Annotated in this window: 21 protein-coding genes; 6 read left to right on the top strand and 15 right to left on the bottom strand. The window is 53.1% G+C overall.

From position 1 onward, the window contains the following. Positions 1-6: 6 nt before the first annotated feature. From Q8W22_RS13950 to Q8W22_RS13920, 7 genes are all read right to left on the bottom strand, one after another. The gene (locus Q8W22_RS13950) at positions 7-807 is read right to left on the bottom strand and encodes a carbon-nitrogen hydrolase family protein (protein ID WP_305452748.1); all 801 of its coding nucleotides are present in this window, start codon (positions 805-807) and stop codon (positions 7-9) included. Next, positions 804-4,895, bottom strand: a complete 4,092-nt coding sequence (locus Q8W22_RS13945; RefSeq protein ID WP_305452747.1) for a YhdP family protein — start codon at positions 4,893-4,895, stop codon at positions 804-806. The genes Q8W22_RS13950 and Q8W22_RS13945 overlap by 4 nt, the downstream gene beginning before the upstream one ends. An 8-nt stretch (positions 4,896-4,903) precedes the next feature. Continuing rightward, on the bottom strand, positions 4,904-6,355 hold the full coding sequence (gene rng, locus Q8W22_RS13940) for a ribonuclease G (RefSeq protein WP_303432702.1): 1,452 nt from the start codon (positions 6,353-6,355) through the stop codon (positions 4,904-4,906). A gap of 100 nt (positions 6,356-6,455) precedes the next feature. Next, positions 6,456-7,028 (bottom strand): nucleoside triphosphate pyrophosphatase, encoded by a 573-nt coding sequence (locus Q8W22_RS13935; protein WP_303432703.1) that lies wholly within the window; start codon positions 7,026-7,028, stop codon positions 6,456-6,458. Further along, positions 7,025-7,504, bottom strand: coding sequence for a rod shape-determining protein MreD (gene mreD / locus Q8W22_RS13930; protein ID WP_303432704.1), 480 nt, complete (start codon positions 7,502-7,504; stop codon positions 7,025-7,027). The genes Q8W22_RS13935 and mreD overlap by 4 nt, the downstream gene beginning before the upstream one ends. Then, positions 7,501-8,346, bottom strand: coding sequence for a rod shape-determining protein MreC (gene mreC, locus Q8W22_RS13925; RefSeq protein ID WP_303432738.1), 846 nt, complete (start codon positions 8,344-8,346; stop codon positions 7,501-7,503). The genes mreD and mreC overlap by 4 nt, the downstream gene beginning before the upstream one ends. 116 nt (positions 8,347-8,462) lie before the next feature. After that, positions 8,463-9,500 (bottom strand): rod shape-determining protein, encoded by a 1,038-nt coding sequence (locus tag Q8W22_RS13920; RefSeq protein ID WP_303432705.1) that lies wholly within the window; start codon positions 9,498-9,500, stop codon positions 8,463-8,465. A gap of 127 nt (positions 9,501-9,627) precedes the next feature. Between Q8W22_RS13920 and gatC the strand changes: the two genes are divergently transcribed. The 6 genes from gatC (at position 9,628) to map (ending at position 14,601) form a co-directional block, all read left to right on the top strand. After that, positions 9,628-9,915, top strand: coding sequence for an Asp-tRNA(Asn)/Glu-tRNA(Gln) amidotransferase subunit GatC (gene gatC / locus Q8W22_RS13915; RefSeq protein WP_303432706.1), 288 nt, complete (start codon positions 9,628-9,630; stop codon positions 9,913-9,915). A gap of 108 nt (positions 9,916-10,023) precedes the next feature. Then, complete coding sequence (gene gatA, locus Q8W22_RS13910; RefSeq protein WP_305452744.1) at positions 10,024-11,478, top strand: Asp-tRNA(Asn)/Glu-tRNA(Gln) amidotransferase subunit GatA; 1,455 nt, start codon at positions 10,024-10,026, stop codon at positions 11,476-11,478. 11 nt (positions 11,479-11,489) lie between these two features. Continuing rightward, the gene (gene gatB / locus Q8W22_RS13905; protein WP_305452743.1) at positions 11,490-12,965 is read left to right on the top strand and encodes an Asp-tRNA(Asn)/Glu-tRNA(Gln) amidotransferase subunit GatB; all 1,476 of its coding nucleotides are present in this window, start codon (positions 11,490-11,492) and stop codon (positions 12,963-12,965) included. 172 nt (positions 12,966-13,137) lie between these two features. Next, positions 13,138-13,503, top strand: coding sequence for a hypothetical protein (locus Q8W22_RS16725; protein WP_370694180.1), 366 nt, complete (start codon positions 13,138-13,140; stop codon positions 13,501-13,503). Between the two features lie 70 nt (positions 13,504-13,573). Continuing rightward, positions 13,574-13,816: a ParD-like family protein gene (locus Q8W22_RS13895; protein WP_305452742.1), complete on the top strand. Its 243-nt coding sequence runs from the start codon at positions 13,574-13,576 to the stop codon at positions 13,814-13,816. 8 nt (positions 13,817-13,824) lie between these two features. Continuing rightward, the gene (map, locus tag Q8W22_RS13890) at positions 13,825-14,601 is read left to right on the top strand and encodes a type I methionyl aminopeptidase (protein WP_305452757.1); all 777 of its coding nucleotides are present in this window, start codon (positions 13,825-13,827) and stop codon (positions 14,599-14,601) included. Between the two features lie 109 nt (positions 14,602-14,710). Here map and Q8W22_RS13885 read toward each other — a convergent pair whose 3' ends face one another. From Q8W22_RS13885 to Q8W22_RS13850, 8 genes are all read right to left on the bottom strand, one after another. Beyond that, positions 14,711-15,124, bottom strand: coding sequence for a ClpXP protease specificity-enhancing factor (locus tag Q8W22_RS13885; RefSeq protein ID WP_305452756.1), 414 nt, complete (start codon positions 15,122-15,124; stop codon positions 14,711-14,713). 8 nt (positions 15,125-15,132) lie between these two features. Next, positions 15,133-15,759, bottom strand: a complete 627-nt coding sequence (sspA, locus tag Q8W22_RS13880) for a stringent starvation protein SspA (protein WP_303432711.1) — start codon at positions 15,757-15,759, stop codon at positions 15,133-15,135. A gap of 91 nt (positions 15,760-15,850) precedes the next feature. Next, positions 15,851-16,609, bottom strand: coding sequence for a cytochrome c1 (locus Q8W22_RS13875; RefSeq protein WP_303432712.1), 759 nt, complete (start codon positions 16,607-16,609; stop codon positions 15,851-15,853). Beyond that, the gene (locus Q8W22_RS13870) at positions 16,609-17,835 is read right to left on the bottom strand and encodes a cytochrome b N-terminal domain-containing protein (RefSeq protein ID WP_303432713.1); all 1,227 of its coding nucleotides are present in this window, start codon (positions 17,833-17,835) and stop codon (positions 16,609-16,611) included. Before Q8W22_RS13870 ends, Q8W22_RS13875 begins: the two co-directional genes overlap by 1 nt. Continuing rightward, positions 17,835-18,431 carry a ubiquinol-cytochrome c reductase iron-sulfur subunit gene (gene petA, locus Q8W22_RS13865; RefSeq protein ID WP_303432714.1) on the bottom strand — a complete coding sequence of 199 codons (597 nt, stop codon included), beginning with the start codon at positions 18,429-18,431 and terminating at the stop codon, positions 17,835-17,837. Before petA ends, Q8W22_RS13870 begins: the two co-directional genes overlap by 1 nt. Before the next feature lie 224 nt (positions 18,432-18,655). Further along, complete coding sequence (gene rpsI / locus Q8W22_RS13860; RefSeq protein WP_303432715.1) at positions 18,656-19,048, bottom strand: 30S ribosomal protein S9; 393 nt, start codon at positions 19,046-19,048, stop codon at positions 18,656-18,658. 1 nt (position 19,049) lies between these two features. Then, the gene (gene rplM / locus Q8W22_RS13855; RefSeq protein ID WP_303432716.1) at positions 19,050-19,484 is read right to left on the bottom strand and encodes a 50S ribosomal protein L13; all 435 of its coding nucleotides are present in this window, start codon (positions 19,482-19,484) and stop codon (positions 19,050-19,052) included. Between the two features lie 357 nt (positions 19,485-19,841). Next, positions 19,842-21,431 carry a peptide chain release factor 3 gene (locus Q8W22_RS13850; RefSeq protein ID WP_303432717.1) on the bottom strand — a complete coding sequence of 530 codons (1,590 nt, stop codon included), beginning with the start codon at positions 21,429-21,431 and terminating at the stop codon, positions 19,842-19,844. Between the last annotated feature and the right edge of the window lie 683 nt (positions 21,432-22,114).

Here is a 22,114-nt window from a genome sequence, read left to right as displayed (position 1 = left end):
CTCTGATCAGAACCGCCGGTGCTCTGCCACTGGCATGTTCTGACGCAAGCGCCGCAATTCCTCCAGATCAATCGTCTGACAGACAACGCCCGGCTCTTCCTCAAGCACCGCTAACGGCGTACCCCACGGATCAACAATCTGACTGTGCCCCCAGGTCTGGCGCTTGCGATCGTGCCAGCCACACTGATTGGCGGCAATCAGATAACATTGCTGCTCAATAGCACGAGCGCGTAGCAAGACATCCCAATGAGCCGCTCCGGTTTTCCATGTAAAGGCTGCTGGTACTGCCAGCAACTCTGCCCCTTGTTCCCGTAACAGCCGGTATAACTCGGCAAACCGCAGGTCATAGCAGATACTCAGCCCCAAACGGCCTGCTGGTGTATCCACCACCACCACCGCGTCGCCGGGGCAAAAGCGTTCAGATTCTCGATACTGGCCCTGAGAGTCACCCACCGCCACATCAAACAAATGTACTTTGTCGTAACGAGCGACCAGCTCTCCCTGATCGTCAAATACCAGACAGGCAGAGCGGAGCCGAGGCTCCGCAGGATCAGGTGCCGGTTGCGGGATGGCACCAGCCACCAGCCACAGCCCTAGATCACGCGCCACGTCACCCAGCCGATCCACCCAGCTCAGCTCCCGGGCCAGATCCTGATAACATTTACCGTCCATACTGAGAAACATTTCTGGCAGTAATGCCAGCACTGCTCCTTCTTCTTTGGCTTGCCTCAACAGAGTCACGGCTTGTTGAAAATTATCTTCTGGTGCTGCCAGACTGTTCATCTGGATTGCTGCCACTTTCGTCATCGGGATTCCTCCAGTCCAAAAATACTCAGGAAACGCTGTTTGAAACTGCGACTTTTTTTGCCGTCCACATCATTGTCAAAGGCCTGACGGATTTTCATTTTCGGGGTGCTCCAGCGCCCGGTAATGTCGTAGCTGGCACTGGTGAATTTTTCCAATTCGTCACCAATCAGTTTTTCCGTGACATAAATCGCTCCGGCAATTTGAGGCGCAAACCCAGCCAACACCGCCACCAGCGGCAAGGAGCCGGTCACCGGGAAGGTGACGGCCAATTTCATATCCAGAGTCTCTGTCACCAGATTGGTATTGCCCGATACAAGAAATTTGGCTCCAGGGCCATCCACCACCAATGGCTCAGAGAAGGTCAAGGTGCCATCCACGATATCAGCCTTGGCTTTCATCACATCAAACGCCATACCGGACTGATACAAATCGGAAAAATCCAGTTGCAAGCGGCGGGAAATGGAATTGAAGTTCAGAATACCAAATGCTTTTAATGCGCCGGTTCCTTCGGTTTTCCAGACGCCATCATTAATACGCAAGCTCACCAACCCCTGCAGACTCACCGGGTTAAACGCCAGTGGCGATCCTCGCCATTCCAGGCTGGCTGAGGCCGTCAACTCCTTGCCATCAATGATGGGCTCTTGCCGGAAGGCTTGCTGCACCTTGCCAATATCCTTGCCGCGCACTTTAAGCATATCGACATAAGTACGGTGGCCATCCTTTTCCTGCAGCCAACGAATATCTCCATTGAATTTCAGACCTTTCATATCGCTATCATTGATCGTCAATGCCAGCCCTTTTTCAATGGGACGACTGCTCAGAGACCAGCGGCCCAAATTACGGCTCCCGATAATCATCTCGGCAATCTGGATATCCATTGGTAACAAGTCTGCCGGTACCATATCCAGCAAGGTATCGTCGGCCAATACCGCTGTCAGCTGCTGATCAAGCGGTACTTCACCCAGCAGTGAACCCCGCTGGCCAGGCTCTTTCACCACGTCATCCGTTTGTGGCATATGCAGATATTCCAGTGTCATCTGCACAGGATCACTCCCGGCACTCAGCACCACATCACCGGCCATCAGTTCACTATCGATACGGGTTTGCCATTCCCCCCAGTTCTGCTGGGCAATAACATGAGTTGGGCCGGGTGCCATATCCCAGACATCCAACCGGGTAAAGATCAAATCCACCAGCCGTAACGGATTCTCCGAGGTGCTGCTGCGTGTACCGGCGTTGGTATCACTGTCTGGTTGCTCTGCTGCCGGGCCAGAACCCGCGGCCGCTGTACTGCTTGCTGCCTCTTCGGCCAGTGCCAATGGCTCCAGCCGCAGCCACATATCCCACCACTCTTCGGCATTGACCGGCGTATCCAGCTGTCCACGAATTTCAACCCCGCTATCACTGGGCAAAAACGGTTCGCTCTTGCCCAGATACACCTGCCCCCGATTAAGCCCCTGATCGTCGAGTGCAAACACCCCCCGGATACGATCATCGTAATTCATACTGATACGGGTTTCGCGACCGGGTCGAACGGTAACATGCAAGGGATGCGAGGCATCGGCAGCCGCTTTGCCCAGTGGCGCCGGATAGTCGATGAGAGTGCCATCCAGATTGGTATCCAGGGCAAAACGTACATCACCAGAAGTGGTATTCAGATCCAGCGTGGCCTGATAGCCCAGATCCCCCGTTACCGGGTCCAGTAAAAACATTGGCAGCCACTGCTTAAAGGCCGCCATGGTCGCTCGACCATCGGCGCGAAGCTGGGTGGAAAATCCATTGGGCAGCGGTTTGGAGGTCATTTTCGCCACCATATCTCCCCCCATTACATGCCCTTCCATACGAGGCGAAGACAGGCCGGCAATCGAATCATAAACCAGCGCACCGGTCAGGCCGGTAATCTCCAGATTCAGATCATCCAGACGCAGTTGGTTATCGTCGAGTTGAGCCTCGATACGCATTTCCGGATCGCCGCTATCGTCCCCCAGAGCCATATCCATCGCCATGACCGCCTGCAGGCTCCCTTGTCCTTGCCAGTGATCAAAGGCGTGTCCCACCACCTCTTGTAGTGGTGTGTCGGTAAAATAGCGCAGTGCGGCACCGCTATCCCCGTTCAGGCGACCATTGAGCAACAGCCGGGTTGAATGATCGGCACCACTGCGCAAACGGATATGCGCACCTTTCTCGATATGCCCTCCCAGCGTATCGGCACCATCAACCCAGGCATCCACTGACGGTGTATCCAGCAAGACCCGCCCGGTCACGTTACCAACCACCGGCCAGCCTTCGAGATATTTCAGCTCGCCGCGCTGGACGTCCATATAGAGCTGGGTTGTCAGGCTGTTATCCGGACGCTCTTCGTCCAGTACGCCATCCAGCAAAAAAGCCCCGTTGGAAAGCTTGCCACTCAGGAGCGCGGTATCCAGCCAGTGTCGCACTTCAGGGTCAAGCAAGTCGGGTAACAGGCGGCTGCGGTCTGTCATGGTGGCTCGGGGCATTCCCAACAGCAGACTGAAACGACTGTCGCGCCCGGAAGCACGGGATGGCAGGGTCATCGACAACTCACTGCGGAGTTGCAAATGTTGCCAGCGAGCCTGTAACCCTGTCAGCCAGATACGGGACTCCTCTGGCTGGATACGCCAGTGAAACGCACCGGAAAGTCCACTCAGAGACCATGGTTCATCGTATACGCCTTGCAAATCAATCGTGGCGGTCTGGTCCTTGAAGTCGATACGGCCAACCGTGGGCTGTAAATGCACATGGCCGTTCAGCCCTTTCATGCCTGGAATACCCTGATAGGCGCTGCCGTGGATATTCTGCAACTGCGCCCGGACATCGATAGCGTCATTGGTCTCGGCCTCCGGCAAAAAGGAAATCCGCACATCCTGCGCCTGGCCACCAGGCTGGATATTACCCAGATAACGATCGAAAGGATCTGGCAGCAGACCATGCTCCAGCAAATAGCCTATCGCCTGACTGATTTCCAGCTGCGCCAGCCCCAGCTGCCAGCCCCGCGACTGTTCCGGCAAGCTGATCGCACTGATGGTGAAATCATGCACCGGCACGGCATCGCCCAGGTCGGGCATGATGCGCATATGCCAGTCATCGCCATGATGCTCCCCACCCAGCTGAATCCGGCCTTCACTCAGGCTCAGTGGCTGTTCACGGGTGGTCAGCTCCAGTTGCTCAATATTGAGATCAGCATAGACCTGGGACAATTCGCCATTATGGATTTTTAACCAGACATCCGCTCCGGCGTCCAGCTGGTTGAACACCAGCTCCATCGGCAGGTCATTCGGAATCCAGCGCGTCCAGCTTTGGGGTTCAACATAGGCGAACACTTCGCCGTTCTGTTCACGCCAAGGCCAGACCTGGCCATCCAGCACCGCATTCAGGGTAATATCAGCCAGCTGCTCTCGTCCCCAGGACAACTTGCCCAGTATCGACTGGCTGCCGCCCTGGTGACGCCACAACAGCTGTTCGATCTGTAGCTGATCGACTTTGCCATTGGCATTCTGGAGCTGGATATGGGAGTCAGTAATTTCCATCCGCTGCTGTAATTCCAGCAACCGCGCCCACAAAGGACGCTGTTCTGACTGGCGAGGACCAAGCGATTGGGAAGTTCCGGAAGCGGCTGGAGAAGCTGCCGTAGAGTCGGTGCCGGTGTTACTGGGCTGCTGCCACGACAACGCCCAGTTCTGACCAATAAACCATTGTTGCGGAGCGCGTCGCAGCGGCAGCTCCAGCCCTTCGACTTCGATCCTCTTGAACACCGGCAGCTGGTAAAATGCGCTGGCACTGACGTCCAGTTCCAGCTCCACGCGCCGCAGTGAAACCTGATCCGGTGCGACGCCGACAACAATGTCACGCAGCCGGACAATCGGTGACAAATAACGCCAGTCACCTTCTACCTTGCCTATCACAACCGGCTGCCCCAGTTGCTGCGTCAGTTGCTGCTCGATATCCGGATGCCAGCTTTCTACCAGCGGGATCAACTGACGCCCGGCACTGGTATACAGTGCCGTCATCACCAGTCCAACCACCAGTGTTATCCATAGTTGCGTCCAGCAGGCACCGAGAAACCTCATGCCGATTCCTATTGCAAGATGATGTCGTAATAATCCTGTGCGTACAGGGATTCAACTTGCAGTTTAATGGTTTTGCCAATAAATGCTTCCAAATCTGCCAGGCCGTCACTATCTTCGTCTTGCAAACGGTCCAACACCGGTTGGCTGGCCAGCACCAGATAGGTATCAGCGCCATAGGCGCGATCTTCGCGCAGGATTTCCCGGAAAATTTCGTAGCAGACGGTCTCGGGGGTTTTCACAGAACCCCGGCCATCACAGGCCTTGCACGGCTCCATCAGCATCTGTTCGAGACTTTCCCGGGTACGCTTGCGAGTCATTTCCACCAGCCCCAGCTCTGAGACACCACTGATTTTGGTTTTGGCGTGGTCTTTTTCCAGCACTTTTTCCAGCATCCGTAACACCTGACGCTGATGCTCCGGTTCGGTCATATCGATAAAGTCGAGGATGATAATACCGCCGAGATTACGCAGCCGCAGCTGGCGGCCGATTGCATTGGCGGCTTCCAGATTGGTTTTGTAGATGGTTTCTTCAAGATTGCGGCGACCAACAAAACCACCGGTATTAACATCAATAGTGGTCATGGCTTCGGTCTGGTCAATGACCAGATAACCGCCACTTTTCAGTGGTACTTTACGTTCCAGCGCTCGCTGGATCTCGTCTTCCACGCTATACAGCTCAAACACCGGCCGCGGGCCATGGTAATAATTCAGGTGGTCTTCTATTTCTGGAACGTACTGCTGGGAGAATTGCAGGATTTTTTCAAAAGTCTCACGGGAGTCCACCAGAATCTTGTCGACTTCCGGGCGGGCGTAATCCCGCAGGGTACGTAAATACAGGGGCAGCTCATCATATACCACCGCAGGGGATGAGAATTCATTGATCCGCTCTTCCAGCTTGCGCCACAAACGTCGCAAATAACGGGTATCGGCGAGGATTTCTTCTTCTCCGACGCCTTCTGCCGCCGTGCGTAGAATAAATCCGGCTTCTCCGGTGAGGCCTTCGGCGTCCATGCAGTCCTGCACCATATGCTTGAGACGGTCACGCTCACCTCCGTCATCAATACGCTGGGAAACCCCCACGTGATCTGCACCCGGCATATACACCAGATAGCGGGAAGGAATCGTCAACTGGGTCGTCAATCGTGCACCCTTGGTACCGATCGGATCCTTGGTCACTTGCACCACCAGCGACTGGCCTTCATGCAACAGCTGGTTAATCGGCGTCTGGCTATCAGGGTGGCCCAATTCAGCGGCATGAATAAAAGCCGCTCGTTCCAGGCCGATATTCACAAAAGCGGCCTGCATGCCGGGTAATACCCGCACCACCTTGCCTTTATATATATTGCCAACCAGGCCACGATGATTGGTGCGCTCAATGACTATTTCTTGCAATACACCGTTTTCTACCACGGCAACCCGCGTCTCGGTTGGTGTAATATTCATCAAGATTTCTGCGTTCATTACCAGATCCTTTTATTGTTTTGACGGGTCAATAATGGCGCAGCAAAACCAGAAACTATCTGGATGCAGGACAGTCACTCCAGGGGACAGGACGCCCCCATCATGTCTGCCAATATGAAATGCCATGTTGTTCGAGCAAGACGGCTGTTTCTGCCAGCGGCAAGCCAACCACATTACTGTAGCTGCCATGAATATCTGCAACCAAGACAGCCCCTTTCCCCTGAATACCGTAGCCGCCCGCCTTGTCTTTCCCTTCACCACATTCAAGATAGCGCTTGATCAGTACCTCATCCAGCTGGCGAAAGGTCACATGGGTGGTCACCAGCCGGGTATCACAGCGATCCCCGGTCACAACAGCGATGGCCGACAGCACTTGCTGGGTATTGCCCGACAGTTGTTCCAGCATTGCTCGGTGGTGCTCAGGCGACTCTGGTTTGCCCAGAATCTGCCCGTTCAGAATCACACTGGTATCTGCGGCCAGCACCGTGGCCGGTATCGTCAGTGATGACGCCACCACCAGCCCCTTGCTCCGTGCCATTCTGACGACATAATCCTCAGGATGTTCATTCGCAGCGGGGGTTTCATCAATATCAGCCGGCTGAACGGTATGCGTCACCCCGATCTGGCTTAACAATTCGCGGCGACGTGGTGACGCCGAAGCCAGAATAATCATACCGACATCCGCCGCAGGGTCAGACGCGTCAGGGCAAACACCCACGGCCAGACAAACATCGAGCTGAACGCCGGCCCCCACATTTCAACCGGATGCGGAAGGTCCAGCATTACTTGCGCCAGCCAGAAACTCAGCAACTGATGCAGCAAGGCCAGCACCAGCACCAGCGCCATTTGCTGGAACAGGTTAAAGACTTCAATACGCCGGAAAAAATACTGCACCAGAAAGATATGCACCGACAGCGTGAAAACATGGGTTCCCAACAATGTCCCTTGTTCCGCATCCATCATCAAACCGGCAGGAATCGCCAGCCACAACCCGAACGTTTGTGGCGACTGGAATACCAACAAGGTAATCACCACCAAAATCCATAACGGCTGGAACCAGATCAATAACTCTGGCAGCGGCAAGTGTTCAAAGACAAACCCAACAAACAGCGACAGCATACCGATAACAAACGACTGTACAGAGGTCATCGATTTTTCCTCCACAGTTCATCCGATGGTACTTTGCCGGCCCCCTGGCTGAATACCAGCAGCAATAACCGACTGCGGTCCATCAGGGCACTGGGGCGCGCCGTCACACTGGCAAACAATTCACCGGCCTGATGTTCAACCTTTTCGACCGTCGCCACGGGATAACCACGGGGATAACGGCCCCCAAGCCCGGAGCTGACCAGCAAGTCGCCCTCCTGAATATCTGCCGTGTTCGGCACATAAATCAGCTCCAGCCGATCCAGCGCCCCGGTGCCGGTGGCAATCGCCCGGACACCGTTACGATTGATCTGTACCGGAATGGCATGATTGGAATCAGCAATCATCATGACATGGGAAATATGCGGCAAAACATCCACCACCTGGCCCAGCAAACCATGGGCATCCAGCACTGGCTGACCGACAAACACACCGTCATCGCCGCCTTTGTTGATAAGGATCTGCTTGGTATAAGGATCGGGATCAACCGCAATCACCGTCGTTACCAGCACCTTGTCGTCGACCTGCTCAGAAGCACTGAGCAGCTCACGCAGCTCAATATTTTCCGCTTCCAGTGAAGCCAGCCGCTGGGCTTTTAACTCCAGGACCAGATTACGGGCCGACAACTGCTTGTTCTGATCAAGCAGATCCCGCCGAGAGGTAGTGGATTCATCCATCCAGTTAGCTAAAGAAGAAGGCAAGACAGCCAGTTGCTGTGCCGGATACAAAACGTATCCGGCAATATTGCGCAACGACTGAAACGCCGGGTAGCGTTGATCCGCCCACATCAGCGCAAGCGCTATCAGGCAGACCAGCAGAGTACGCTGGCCCTGATACGGGGGGATCTGAAATTGCAGTCTGATAACCCGACTCCCGAACGACTAGGCAAGCTGCCAAAGTAATAAAAAGGACAAACGACACCGCCGCCCAAACAGGCGGCAATGTCATCCATTAACCTGAATTATTCCTGAGACAGTATATCCAGCGCTTGTTCCGATGCGGTTTCAAGGAAACGACCGCCCCCTCGCGCCACACAGGTCAGCGGATCATCGGCAACCAGCACCGGCAGGCCGGTTTCTTCGCTCAGCAGTTTATCCAGATCGCGCAACAGGGCACCACCACCGGTCAGCACCATGCCGCGTTCGGCCACGTCAGAAGCCAGCTCAGGAGGAGCCTGTTCCAATGCACTTTTGACCGCCTGGACAATCGCGGCCAGTGATTCTTGCAGGGCTTCCAGAATCTCGTTGGAATTCAGCGTAAAGCTGCGTGGAATCCCTTCGGCCAGGTTTCGGCCCCGCACATCAATTTCGCGAATTTCAGCGCCGGGGTAAGCCGTGCCGATTTCTTCCTTGATTCGTTCGGCGGTTGCTTCACCGATCAGGCTGCCATAGTGACGACGCACGTAAGCCACGATCGATTCATCAAAGCGGTCGCCGCCTATTTTCACGGATTCAGCGTAGACCACGCCACTCAGTGAAATAATAGCAATTTCAGTTGTACCACCACCGACATCAACCACCATCGAACCACGAGCCTCATCGACGGGCAAACCGGCACCGATCGCAGCGGCCATCGGCTCATGTATCAGATAAGCCTTGCTGGCACCGGCATTCAGTACCGATTCGCGAATCGCCCGACGTTCAACCTTGGTGGCCTGATACGGCACACACACCACAACCCGTGGGCTGGGCGGCATAAAACTGGACTCATGCACCCGTTTGATAAAATACTGCAGCATTTTTTCAGTAACTTCGAAGTCGGCAATCACACCGTCCTTCATCGGCCGAATGGCCTGAATATTGGCCGGAGTACGCCCAAGCATTTGCTTGGCTTCCATCCCAACCGCAGCGACACTTTTCTGGTGTCCCTGAAGACGAATGGCAACGACTGATGGTTCGTTAAGAACAATACCCTTGTCGCGCATGTAAATTAGGGTATTTGCGGTTCCCAGGTCGATCGACAGATCGCTGGAGAACATGCCTCTAAGAGCTTTGAACATCCCGCCGTTTCCTGTTTGCATCTGGCATAAAAAAGTGCGCTAACTCTAGCAATGGCAGGGATTTAGAGCAAGGCGCATTTGTGCTAGTCTCGAGCGCTTTCACAGACAGAGATACTGGAGAAGCTGTATGGCTCTGGAACAAGATCAGGTGCGCAATATTGCCGAATTGTGCCGTCTGCAAATCGATGACGCCCAAATTGCCGCATACCAGAACAACCTCAGCAACATACTGGAGCTGGTGGATCAGCTATCCGCGGTCGACACCAGCGATGTTGCGCCCATGGCTCACCCTCTCGATGCCGTGCAGCGTTTACGTGCTGATCAGGTCACCGAAAGCAACCAGCGGGAGCACTTCCAGCAAATTGCTCCGGCAACGGAACGCGGACACTACCTCGTCCCTCGCGTCGTAGAATAAACCGTGGTCGCATAAACACAGCAGATCATCCCGTCCGGCCGTTTCAGCTTGCCGGATTATTTCAGGCACCTTCCGAATTCGGGATCAGCTTCACAGGACAGAGACCCCATGCACAACAAAACCATCGCCCAGATAGCCCGCGACCTGGCCGCGGGCGAATATTCCAGCGTTGAAGTGACCCAGTCGTACCTGGATCGCATCCAACAACTGGATCATAACTACAACAGCTTTATTACCGTGACGGCCGAACAAGCACTGGCACAGGCCGCCGCCGCCGATGCCATGCGGGCAGCGGGCAACGCTACCCCCTGGACAGGCGTTCCCATGGCCCACAAGGATATTTTTTGTACCAACGGCGTACTGACCAGCTGCGGCTCCAGAATGCTCAGCAACTTTGTCGCTCCTTACGATGCCACCGTGGTCGCCAACTTCAACAACGCCGGTGCCGTCAGCCTGGGCAAACTCAATATGGATGAGTTTGCCATGGGGTCATCCAACGAAAGCTCCTTCTACGGCGCAGTGCACAACCCCTGGCAGCTGGATCACGTTCCCGGTGGTTCTTCCGGTGGTTCTGCAGCCGCGGTTGCGGCGCGTCTGGTGCCCGGTGCCACGGCCACCGATACCGGCGGTTCGATTCGCCAACCTGCTGCGTTTTGTGGCGTCACCGGGATCAAGCCAACCTATGGCCGGGTTTCCCGCTGGGGCATGATTGCCTTTGCCTCCAGCCTCGACCAGGGCGGCACCATTACCCGCACCGCAGAAGATTCCGCCATGATGCTCAACGTAATGGCCGGATTCGACCCCAAAGATTCCACCTCGATGCAGCAGGATGTACCGGACTACACCGCCAACCTGAACGACAGCATTGCCGGTCTGACCATTGGTTTACCCAAAGAATATTTCCGCGATGACCTCAGCAGCAACATGCAACAGCAAGTCCGTAACGCCATTGCCGAATACGAAAAACTGGGTGCTACGGTCAAAGAAATCAGCCTCCCCAACACACATTTGGCGATTCCGGTGTACTACGTGATTGCACCCTCTGAGTGCTCCGCCAACCTGTCTCGCATGGACGGTGTACGCTTTGGCCATCGCTGTGATGACCCACAGGACGTCAATGATCTGTTCAAGCGGTCTCGGGGCGAAGGCTTTGGTGAAGAAGTCAAACGCCGCATCATGGTGGGTACCTACGCACTGTCGGCCGGTTTCTACGATGCTTATTACAAAAAAGCCCAGCAGGTACGCCGCCTGATCAAAAATGACTTTGTCGAAGCCTTCAAACAGGTCGATGTCATCATGAGCCCGACCACCCCCAGCCCGGCGTTCAAGGCCGGTGAAAAAACCAGCGACCCGGTGGCCATGTACCTGGAAGATATTTTCACCATTGCCATCAACCTGGCCGGTTTGCCAGCCATGTCGATTCCTTGTGGCCAGGTCGACAACCTGCCCGTCGGCCTGCAGCTGATTGGCAACTACTTTGATGAAAGCCGCCTGCTCAACCTTGGCCATCAATTCCAACAAGTCACCGACTGGCATCAGCAAACGCCAGCGGATCTGGTATAAGGAGCCTGATTATGGAATGGGAAGTTGTTATCGGCCTTGAGATTCACGCTCAGCTGGCCACCAAATCAAAGATTTTCTCCGGTGCCTCCACCGCTTACGGTGCCGACGCCAATACCCAGGCTTGCGCAGTTGACCTCGGATTACCCGGTGTTTTGCCCGTATTCAACGAAGAAGCCCTGCGCATGGCGGTGAAGTTTGGCCTTGCCATCGACGCCGAAATTGGCAAACGCTCGGTCTTCGACCGCAAGAACTACTTTTACCCGGATTCACCCAAGGGGTATCAGACTACCCAGCTGCACCACCCCATCGTCGGCATGGGTCATATTGATATCGAACTCGACAACGGCAGCAGCAAACGCATTAACGTCACCCGCGCCCATCTCGAAGAAGACGCCGGTAAATCCGTGCACGAAGGTTTTGGCGGCATGTCCGGCATCGACCTCAACCGGGCCGGAACACCACTGGTCGAAATCGTCTCCGAACCGGAATTACGCAGCGCCAAAGAAGCATCGGCCTACTTCCGCAAAATGCACAGCATCGTCACATATCTGGGCATTTGCGATGGCGATTTGTCCCAGGGCTCCATGCGCTGCGACTGTAACGTTTCCTTGCGCCCCAAGGGCCAACAGGAATTTGGCACCCGTACCGAAATCAAAAACGTCAACTCCTTCCGTAACGTCGAACGGGCGATCGATGTCGAAATCGAACGTCAGATGGACGTATTGGAAGACGGCGGTACCATCACTCAGGAAACCCGCCTCTACGACGCCGACAAAAACGAAACCCGCTCCATGCGCTCCAAGGAAGTGGAAAATGACTACCGCTACTTCCCTTGCCCCGATCTGTTACCCATCATTATTGATGATAACTACATCGAAGCCGTACGCAGCACTCTGCCCGAACTGCCCGACGCCAAGCGCAAGCGTTTTATCGAAAGCCACCAGCTGTCAGCCAACGACGCAGCGGTTCTGGCTTCCAGTCGTACACTGGCCGATTATTTTGAAATCGCAGCACAAGCAGCCAACGACTACCAACTCGCCGCCAACTGGGTGCAAGGTGATGTCTCCGCCACCCTCAACCGGCTGGAAATAGACATCAGCGAACTGCCTGTCAACGCCGAGCAACTGGGCCGTATCCTGCAACTGATCAAGGACAACACCCTCAACAACGGCGGCGCCAAGGAAGTATTCAACGCACTGGTGGCACTCGGAGAAGCAGGCAAAGCCGACAGCACAGTGGAAAAAGTCGACGCGCTGGTTGACTCCATGGGCCTGAAACAGGTGTCCGATACCGGTGCCATTGAAGCCATCGTTGCCGATGTACTGGCCAACAACCCGAAACTGGTGGAAGGCTACCTCAATACCCCGGTGGAAAAACGTGGCAAGGCCATGGGACCCTTTATTGGCCTGACCCGTAAAGCTGCCAAGGGGGTCAACCCGCAAGTGGTGATGGAAGTACTGAAGAAAAAGCTGGAAGAGTTGGGGTAACGTTTTGGTGCACCAGACGTTCGGATACGGACGTCTGGGCTGTTTGAATAACAGAGCAACCTTAGATATCAGAAAGAATATCAACAAATTAAGTGAATCAATTCAGACCCCATCTGGCAGTGCTCATTAAAAAGGAGCGAGTTGCCGGTTGAGATTAAAGGCGACCAAACCTTTGATCGACACCAACAAGGTAACTCGCATGATCCATCGTAACGAACGAATCATTCGACACAAAGTCGGCTTGCTTACCCTGGCCACAGAACTCGGCAACGTCACCGAAGCTTACCAAACAACCATGGACGTATCCCGGGATTACGGCACTGGAAGGGCTACCGACGGGTCTGGACGAATGATGGTATCAGCCCTCTCGCAGCAGAAGAAAAACTTAAAACCGTGTCCGGAATCAGTTGGCCACTACACGGCCTCAACCTTCAAACCATCGCAGCCACCAGAGTATTTCACGTTACATGGTCCCGGTTTCGGCTTCACCCACAACACACTGTCTTTCAAATCCGAACAATCCAGACCATCCAATTGATATACAATTCGTATATGTTTTGTAGTGTCAGAGGCTGATCTCAATTTTCGGCCAGGAGGATGTCAACGTTATGGGTATCGTTAAAATATCGGAAGAACTGCACGAGGAAGTCCGTGAGACCAGTGCTGTGATGGCGCGGTCGATCAATTCGCAGGCGGAGTACTGGATCAAGATAGGGATGCTGGCGGAATTTTACCCCGATCTCACTTACGCCCAGTTAACCCGCAAGTTATTGACCACAAATGAGTTGCCGCTGGCGACTCTGAAATCTGAATGCAAGGCCGACATCCAGCGTCAGCAAGAGGCCTGCTAATGAACGCCATGGTAAAAACCCCGGCAGAAATCGGGCTGATGCGTGAATCCGGCCACTTGCTGGCACAGGTGTTTGCGATGCTGGATACCTTTGTGGTGGCTGGCATCAGCACCATGGATATCAACCTGAAGGTCGAATCCTTTATTGAGAACGAGTTGAACGCTCGTCCAGCCAGCCGGGGGCAATATGATTTCCCCTACTGCCTGAATACGTCGATCAATCATGTGGTGTGCCACGGGGTACCGAAGGCCAGCCAGATTTTACGTAACGGCGATATCATCAACTGCGATATTACACTGGAGAAAAATGGCTTTATCGCTGACTCCAGCAAGATGTATTGCATTGGCAAGATTACGCCAATGGCGCGTCGTCTGGTTGAGACAACTTACGAAGCGATGTGGGCCGGTATCCGGACCGTAAAACCCGGAGTGACGCTAGGCGATATTGGCCATGCGGTTCAGCAAGTGGCTGAAAAAGCCGGTTACAGTGTGGTGCGGGAATATTGTGGTCACGGCATTGGCCGCGAGATGCACGAAGAGCCTCAGGTCACACATTATGGCAAGCCCGGCATAGGGATGGCGCTGGCCGCCGGGATGACCTTCACCATTGAGCCGATGATCAATCAGGGTAGTCATAAACTGAAGCATATGAAAGACGGCTGGACGGTAATTACCCGCGACAAGAAGCTGTCGGCCCAGTGGGAGCATACCATTGCCGTGACTGCCAATGGTTACGAAGTACTGACGCTGAGGGAAGAAGAAAAAACACTTCATACCACAGAATAGCTGGAATACCCTGCTGGCCCTATCATCAGCCACCTATAAAAAAACCGCCCGAAGGCGGTTTTTTTATGCATCCGATGTTTCACTTCAAACATCTCGAACACGCGTCAGATCACTTCACTACTTTTAGCGAAGGACGGCCAGCACCGGCTTTTTTCTCTGGCTCGACTTGCTTCGGTTTGGGCGGCTCTGGTGGGGTATTTGGATCAGGAGCACCCGCTTCTGAACCAAATACCATACCTTGACCGTTTTCCTTGGCGTATATCGCCAGAATGGCCACGGTGGGCACGTATACCGACATGGGTACACCGCCAAAGCGGGCATTAAAGGACAATCCCTGATCATCGATCAACAGGTTCTGAACTGCCGTCATACTGATGTTCAGTACGATTTGGCCTTTATTCACATAATCCTGAGGCACCTGAACCCCAGCCAGTGAGGCATCTACCAATACATAGGGTGTGCACTGATTATCGAGGATCCACTCGTTCAGGGCGCGTACCAGGTAAGGTCGGCTTGGGGTCATTGTTTCCATTATTCGTGCATTTCCCGTTCGGCTTCGGTCAGGCTGGCCTGGAACGATTCACGATCGAACAGGCGTTCCATGTATTGCAGCAGTGGCTTGCACTGACGCTCTGGCAGTTCTATGCCCAACACCGGCAAACGCCACAGGATAGGGGCAACGCAGCAATCCACAATGGAGAAGTCGTCACTCATGAAATATGACATTTCGGCAAAAATGGGGGCCGTGCTGACCAGGCTTTCGGTCAATGCCTTGCGCGCTTCTTCAACGCCATCGCCTCCAGCCAGGATCGTGCCGACCAGGCCACACCAATCTTTCTCGATGCGTTTGATCCACAACCGGCTTTCTGCACGTGCGACGGGGTAAACAGGCAACAGTGGAGGATGAGGAAAACGCTCGTCGAGGTATTCCATCATGATGTTCGGGTCTTCGTAGAGAGTCAGCTCCCGATCCACCAGAGTTGGCAGGGTGTTGTAAGGATTCAGGGATGTCAGATCTTCGGGCAGGTTGTCCGGGTCCACATCCATAATTTCGACGGCGACACCTTTTTCAGCCAGTACGATACGTACACGATGGCTGAAATGATCCTTGGCATCGGAATAAAACGTCATGGTAGAGCGTTTCGCTACAACCCCCATAATTTCCTCACTCGCTAAAAAATTCAATTACCTAAAAACAAAGATAGCCCGGCCGCATAAACGGCCAGGCTAGCGTCAAAATACCGGGCGATTAATGCACGTCGCGCCAGTATTCCTTGTTCAACATGTACACAGGTACAAAGAAGATTGCCAGGAACAACAGTACCCACCAACCCAGTCTTTCACGCTCAACCGCAATCGGCTCAGCGGAGTAAGTCATGAAGTTCACCAGATCAAAGATCAGATCATCATACTCAGCAACACTCAGAGTGCCTGGCTCTGCCAGATATAACACATCTTCGTGCTCTTCGGTGATTTCCTGACCCGTCAATGTGTCATAACCCACAGCAACCGGAGCAGTACCTTTGTGCTGGAGACCTTGCAGATCAGCCAGCACATGAGGCATACCCACATCTTTGAAGACCGTGTTATTCACACCCCATGGACGGCTTGGGTCGACATAAAAGCTGCGTAAGTAGGTATACAGCCAATCTGGACGACGTACCCGAGCGACCAGAGTCAGATCCGGTGGCGCTGCACCAAACCAGACTTTGGAATCTTCCGTACGCATGGCGATAGTCGCCAGCGCACCGAATTTCTTGTCGGTATCAAATACCAGGTTTTCCATCATCAGCTCTTCTGGAATATCCAGGTCACTGGCTATGCGGTTAAACCGGGCATGTTCCATCGAGTGACAACCCATGCAGTAGTTCATGAAGGTCTGGGCACCACGTTGAAGTGATGCCTTGTCCGTCAGATCGGTCAGGTGCTTGTCCAGATGCACACCTTCACTGGACGCCATTGCAACTGCAGGAAGCAGTGCAGCAATTAATGCAAATAACGTTTTCATTAGTGGCCTCCTGTTACGCGTTCTGGCACTGGTTTGGTTTTTTCCATACGAGTATAGAAAGGCATCAACAAGAAGAAACCGAAGTAGATAAACGATGAAGCACGAGCCAGGAAGGTATTCAGTTCATTGGTTGGTTGAGTACCCAGCCAGGTCAACAGAATAAAGGCGACGGCAAACACCAGAATAAAGGTTCTGCTCATCCAGCCTTTATAGCGCCAGCTGCGCACAGGACTGCGATCCAGCCACGGCAGTACAAACAGTACTGCAATGGCAGCACCCATCGCGGCAACACCCAGCAGCTTGTCGGGTACAGCACGCAAAATCGCGTAGAAGGCACCAAAGTACCAGACAGGGGCAATATGCTCCGGTGTTTTCAGACCGTTAGCCGGTTCAAAGTTGGCATACTCCAACATGAAACCGCCGCCTTCCGGGAAGAAGAACATGACCGTACAGAACACCATCAGGAAGACCACAATACCGACCAGGTCGTGTACTGAGTAATAAGGGTGGAATGGCACGCCATCCAGAGGAACCCCGTTTTCGTCTTTCAGTTTTTTGATATCGATGCCGTCAGGGTTGTTGGAACCCACTTCGTGCAGGGCCAGCAAGTGCATCACCACCAGACCAACAATCACCAGTGGCACAGCCACTACGTGCAAGGCAAAGAAACGGTTCAGCGTTGCACCGGAGATCAGGAAGTCACCACGAATCCATTCAGTCAGTTCGTTACCGTAAGGCAGAACAGAGAAAAGCGAGATAATGACCTGAGCACCCCAGTAAGACATTTGTCCCCATGGCAGTACATAACCCATAAAGGCTTCTGCCATCAGAGCCAGATAGATGGCCATACCGAAGATCCAGATCAATTCACGTGGTTTCTGGTAGGAACCATACAGAATCGCCCGCATCATATGCAGATACACCGCGATAAAGAAGAAAGTTGCACCGGTCGAATGCATATAACGAATCAGCCAACCCCACTCGACATCACGCATGATGTATTCAACCGAGGCGAATGCGGCATCGGCACTTGGGGTGAAGTTCATGGTCAGCCAGACACCGGTCAGAATCTGGTTAACCAGCATCAGCATCGACAGTACGCCGAAGAAATACCAGAAGTTGAAGTTCTTCGGAGCATAGTACTTCGACATATGCTTTTCATAGGTGCTGGTAACCGGCAAGCGGTCATCAACCCAACCCATCAGGGTGTTTTGCTTGTTACTCATCAGGCGTTCTCCTCATCCACACCGACTACAACCACATTGGCACTTTCATAGCTGTGCGGTGGAATTTCCAGGTTGGACGCAGCCGGAGATCCCTGAAAAACACGACCAGACAGATCAAAACGAGAACCGTGACATGGGCAGAACCAACCGCCAGGCCAGTTTGCATCAAACTGTTGGGGTTGAACTTCGCCAAAGTACTTGGGAGCACACCCCAAGTGGGTACAAACACCCAGCACAACCAGTACTTCCGGTTTGCGTGAGCGATTGATGTTATCAGCGTAGGCTGGTTGCTGAGCCTTGTTGCTGTTATCCGGATCTTTCAGTCGGTCATTGTGCTCTGGAAGATTTTCCAGCATGTCGTCTGTACGACGCACAACGTATACCGGCTTACCACGCCATTCGGCTGTCAGCATCGAACCTGGTTCGATCTTGCTGACATCGATCTTGGCCGGAGCGCCTGCCGCTTTCGCCTTTTCACTTGGAACCCAAGATTTGACGAAGGGTACAGCGACGAAGCCAGCACCAACCGCGCCGACAGCAGAAGTCACGCCCACCAGCAGGGTGCGCCGACCTTTATTAACGCCGTCTTGACTCATTACCATCTTCTCCCATCATTAAAATTCTTTTCTGCCGCGAGGTCGTTTGCCTGAGAGGGACTACGGTCGGCAGACCCGGCGTAGAATGCAGAGCGGCGCACATAGTAAAGAAATTGAGGATTTGAAACAACCGGGAAGACATACCCACTGTAGGGATATAAAAACAAAAAAAGCGTCCATTGACATAAGCCAAGGGACGCTTTTTTTTGTAAGCAATAAATCGCTTAACGTTTGGAGAACTGCGGCTTCTTACGTGCTTTACGCAGGCCGACTTTCTTACGTTCAACCTCACGAGCATCACGAGTAACGTAACCCGCGGCACGAAGTGATGGACGTAGCGTTTCGTCGTATTGCATCAGGGCACGAGTAATGCCGTGACGGATAGCACCCGCCTGACCATTACCACCACCGCCGTTAACATTCACGACAATGTCAAACTTCTCCAGACTTTCAGTCAATTCCAGAGGCTGACGGACAACCATACGAGCAGTTTCACGACCGAAGTACTCTTCCAGTGTGCGCTTGTTGATTACGATAGAGCCAGTACCTGGACGCAAGAAAACGCGAGCAGTAGACGTCTTGCGACGACCGGTACCGTAGTATTGAGTTACGGCCATATTATTCTCCCAGCTTCAGTTCTTGAGGCTGCTGAGCGGTGTGTGGATGCTCGCTACCTGCGTAAACTTTCATTTTCTTGAACATGGCGCGTCCAAGAGGATTCTTGGGCAGCATGCCTTTAACTGCCAGTTCGATTACGTCCTGAGGCTTGTAGTCGATCAGCTTTTCAAAAGAGATCGATTTCAGACCACCAGGATAACCGGTGTGGCGGTAATACATTTTATCGCTGGTTTTTTTACCAGTGACTTTTACTTTTTCAGCATTGATCACGACGATATAATCGCCGGTATCAACGTGTGGTGTGTATTCTGGCTTGTGCTTGCCTCTCAAACGGCGAGCAACCTCGGTGGCCAGGCGACCCAGCGTCTGATCAGCTGCATCAACAACAAACCATTCACGTTTTACGGCTTCGGGTTTTGCGCTGTAAGTTTTCATCAAATTCTCGCCTTCAAGGGCATGTTGATCAGAAAAGAGGGCGGCATTCTACAGGACGGTTATTACCCACGCAACCACCTGTGTATTTTTAACACAGTCAATCGCGGATCAGCCGTCACGACACGAGTGCCAGAATGAGCCGTCTTTTCATAAAGGGGCGCGGATTGTATCTTTAGTGCAGAAAACAGTCCACTTAAAAATGGATTATCTACGGATTTTTATTGTCCACAGATTGGCTTCGTCCATACAAAACCGGCATGGCCTTGTCTATCCATCCCCCAAGAACCGACTCCGTGCCGTTATGAGCGGCGACGGAGAACATGGGCGGTTACAGAGGGCATCCCTGCGCACAATGAATTAATGCTCACGGGTTGAGCGGAATTCAACATCGGGCCAGCGATCCTGAATAAGACTTAGGTTCACCCGTGTCGGGGCGATATACGTCAGATAGCCGCCGCCATCAATAGCCAGATTATCGACGGCCTTGCGTTTAAAGTCTTCCAGCATTTTACTGTCGTTGCAGTACACCCAGCGGGCGGTATTCACACTGACCGGCTCGTAAATACATTCAACCTTGTATTCGTCCCGCAAGCGCTGCTGTACAACATCAAACTGCAGTACCCCGACAGCCCCCAGAATCAGGTCATTGTTGTTGATTGGCATAAACAGCTGGGTCGCCCCTTCTTCCGATAACTGCTGCAGGCCTTTTTGCAGCTGCTTCATCTTCAGAGGGTCTTTCAGTCGTACGCGCTTGAACAACTCCGGAGCAAAATGCGGGATACCGGTAAACCGCATGTCATGGCCTTGCGTAAAGGTATCACCAATCTGGATGGTGCCATGATTGTGCAGACCGATAATATCGCCAGAAATAGCCTCTTCGACCTGACTACGGTCCCCGGCCAGGAAGGTGACCGCATCCGCGACCTTGATGTCCTTGCCGATGCGGGTATGGCGCATCTTCATGCCTTTGCTGTAAGTCCCGGAGCACACTCGCATAAAAGCAATGCGGTCACGGTGTTTCGGGTCCATATTCGCCTGGATTTTGAAAATAAAGCCGGAAAAGGCTTCTTCTGTTGGCTCGACAGTGCGCTCGTTGGTTTCCCGTGCAATCGGGGCCGGTGCCCACTCAACAAAATAGTTGAGCATTTCCCGCACACCGAAGTTTGACAGCGCCGTACCAAAAAACACCGGTGTCATTTTGCCTTCGCGGTATTCATCCAGATCAAATTCATAACTGGCACCCCGCACCAGCTCGATTTCATCAATCAGCTCCGTTACCAGTTCTTCACCCAACAAGGCCAGCGCTTCAGCCGACTCAATCCCCTGAATCCGGGTATCATCCGGGACAATGCTCGCTTGCCCTGGCTGGAACACATGAATGGTGTCGGTGACCAGGTTGTACACCCCCTTGAACGCCTTACCCATGCCGATTGGCCAGGTAACGGGGGCACACTTGATCTTCAGAATGGTTTCGATTTCGTCCAGCACTTCAATGTGATCGCGAACTTCGCGATCCATTTTGTTGATAAAGGTAAAAATCGGGGTATCCCGCAAACGGCATACTTCCATCAGCTTGATGGTCCGATCCTCAACACCTTTCGCGCCGTCGATCACCATTAAGACTGAATCCACGGCGGTCAGGGTACGGTAGGTATCTTCCGAGAAATCTTCGTGCCCTGGAGTATCCAGCAGGTTGACCATGCAGTCCCGATAAGGAAACTGCATCACCGACGTGGTGATCGAGATGCCCCGGTCTTGCTCCATCTGCATCCAGTCCGATGTGGCCATACGGCCCGTCTTTTTGCCTTTTACAGTACCGGCCAACTGAATGGCGTTTCCGAACAGCAACAGCTTTTCAGTAATCGTGGTTTTACCCGCATCCGGGTGGGAGATGATGGCGAAAGTACGACGTGTCGAGACTTCCTGAGAGATACTAGACATAGACATCCGGTTATTGTGGCTACAGCCCTGGCACAGCACGCCACAGCGACTTGAAAATAGAACAGGCGCTATTTTCGCCAATCAATGGAAAATCCACAACCGAAAGCTATTAACCTGGACAAGATTCCTGGAACGCCGACCGGCGACACGGATGCCCTCCCCTCTCCACGACCCCACCCGCGATACAGAATAATGAGGTAATACTTCAAAGTGGATTACCGGGATTGCTGTCAGCATCACTCAACCCCTTGGCCGATCTTGGGCCAGGTTGGTGCTGTGGCCGGATAATGGAATTCTTTATCTTAACCCACGCTTCAAACCAAGCGACACGTATCAAGAAACACTCAGCAAGAAACCCCAACCTTACAATAATTCCAAAGCACAAAATAACTTCAAATTATAAAACGGATATTATTCTGAAAATAACACCCATTAAACGTCAACCAACGTTCTAATTTGGATATAAAAAACAACTAACATCATCTTATGTAAGAAAGTGCAAATATATGAAAACAAGTTTATCAAAAATCTGACACTTTAAACTTGTGTATAAAATCCGTTTTCAAAAATCCAGAGCCGCCTCTTCTCCAAAAAACAAACCGATCAAAAAACAATTAACGATACGACTTATAAATACTTATAAAAATATCTGACCAACCGAACAGGTAATTACATTGCCAGCAACATGC

This window comes from Oceanobacter sp. 1_MG-2023 (assembly GCF_030689025.1).
GTDB lineage: Bacteria > Pseudomonadota > Gammaproteobacteria > Pseudomonadales > Oceanobacteraceae > Oceanobacter.
Note: the sequence above shows the minus strand (reverse complement) of the source record. Positions and strands in the feature narration are given on the sequence as shown.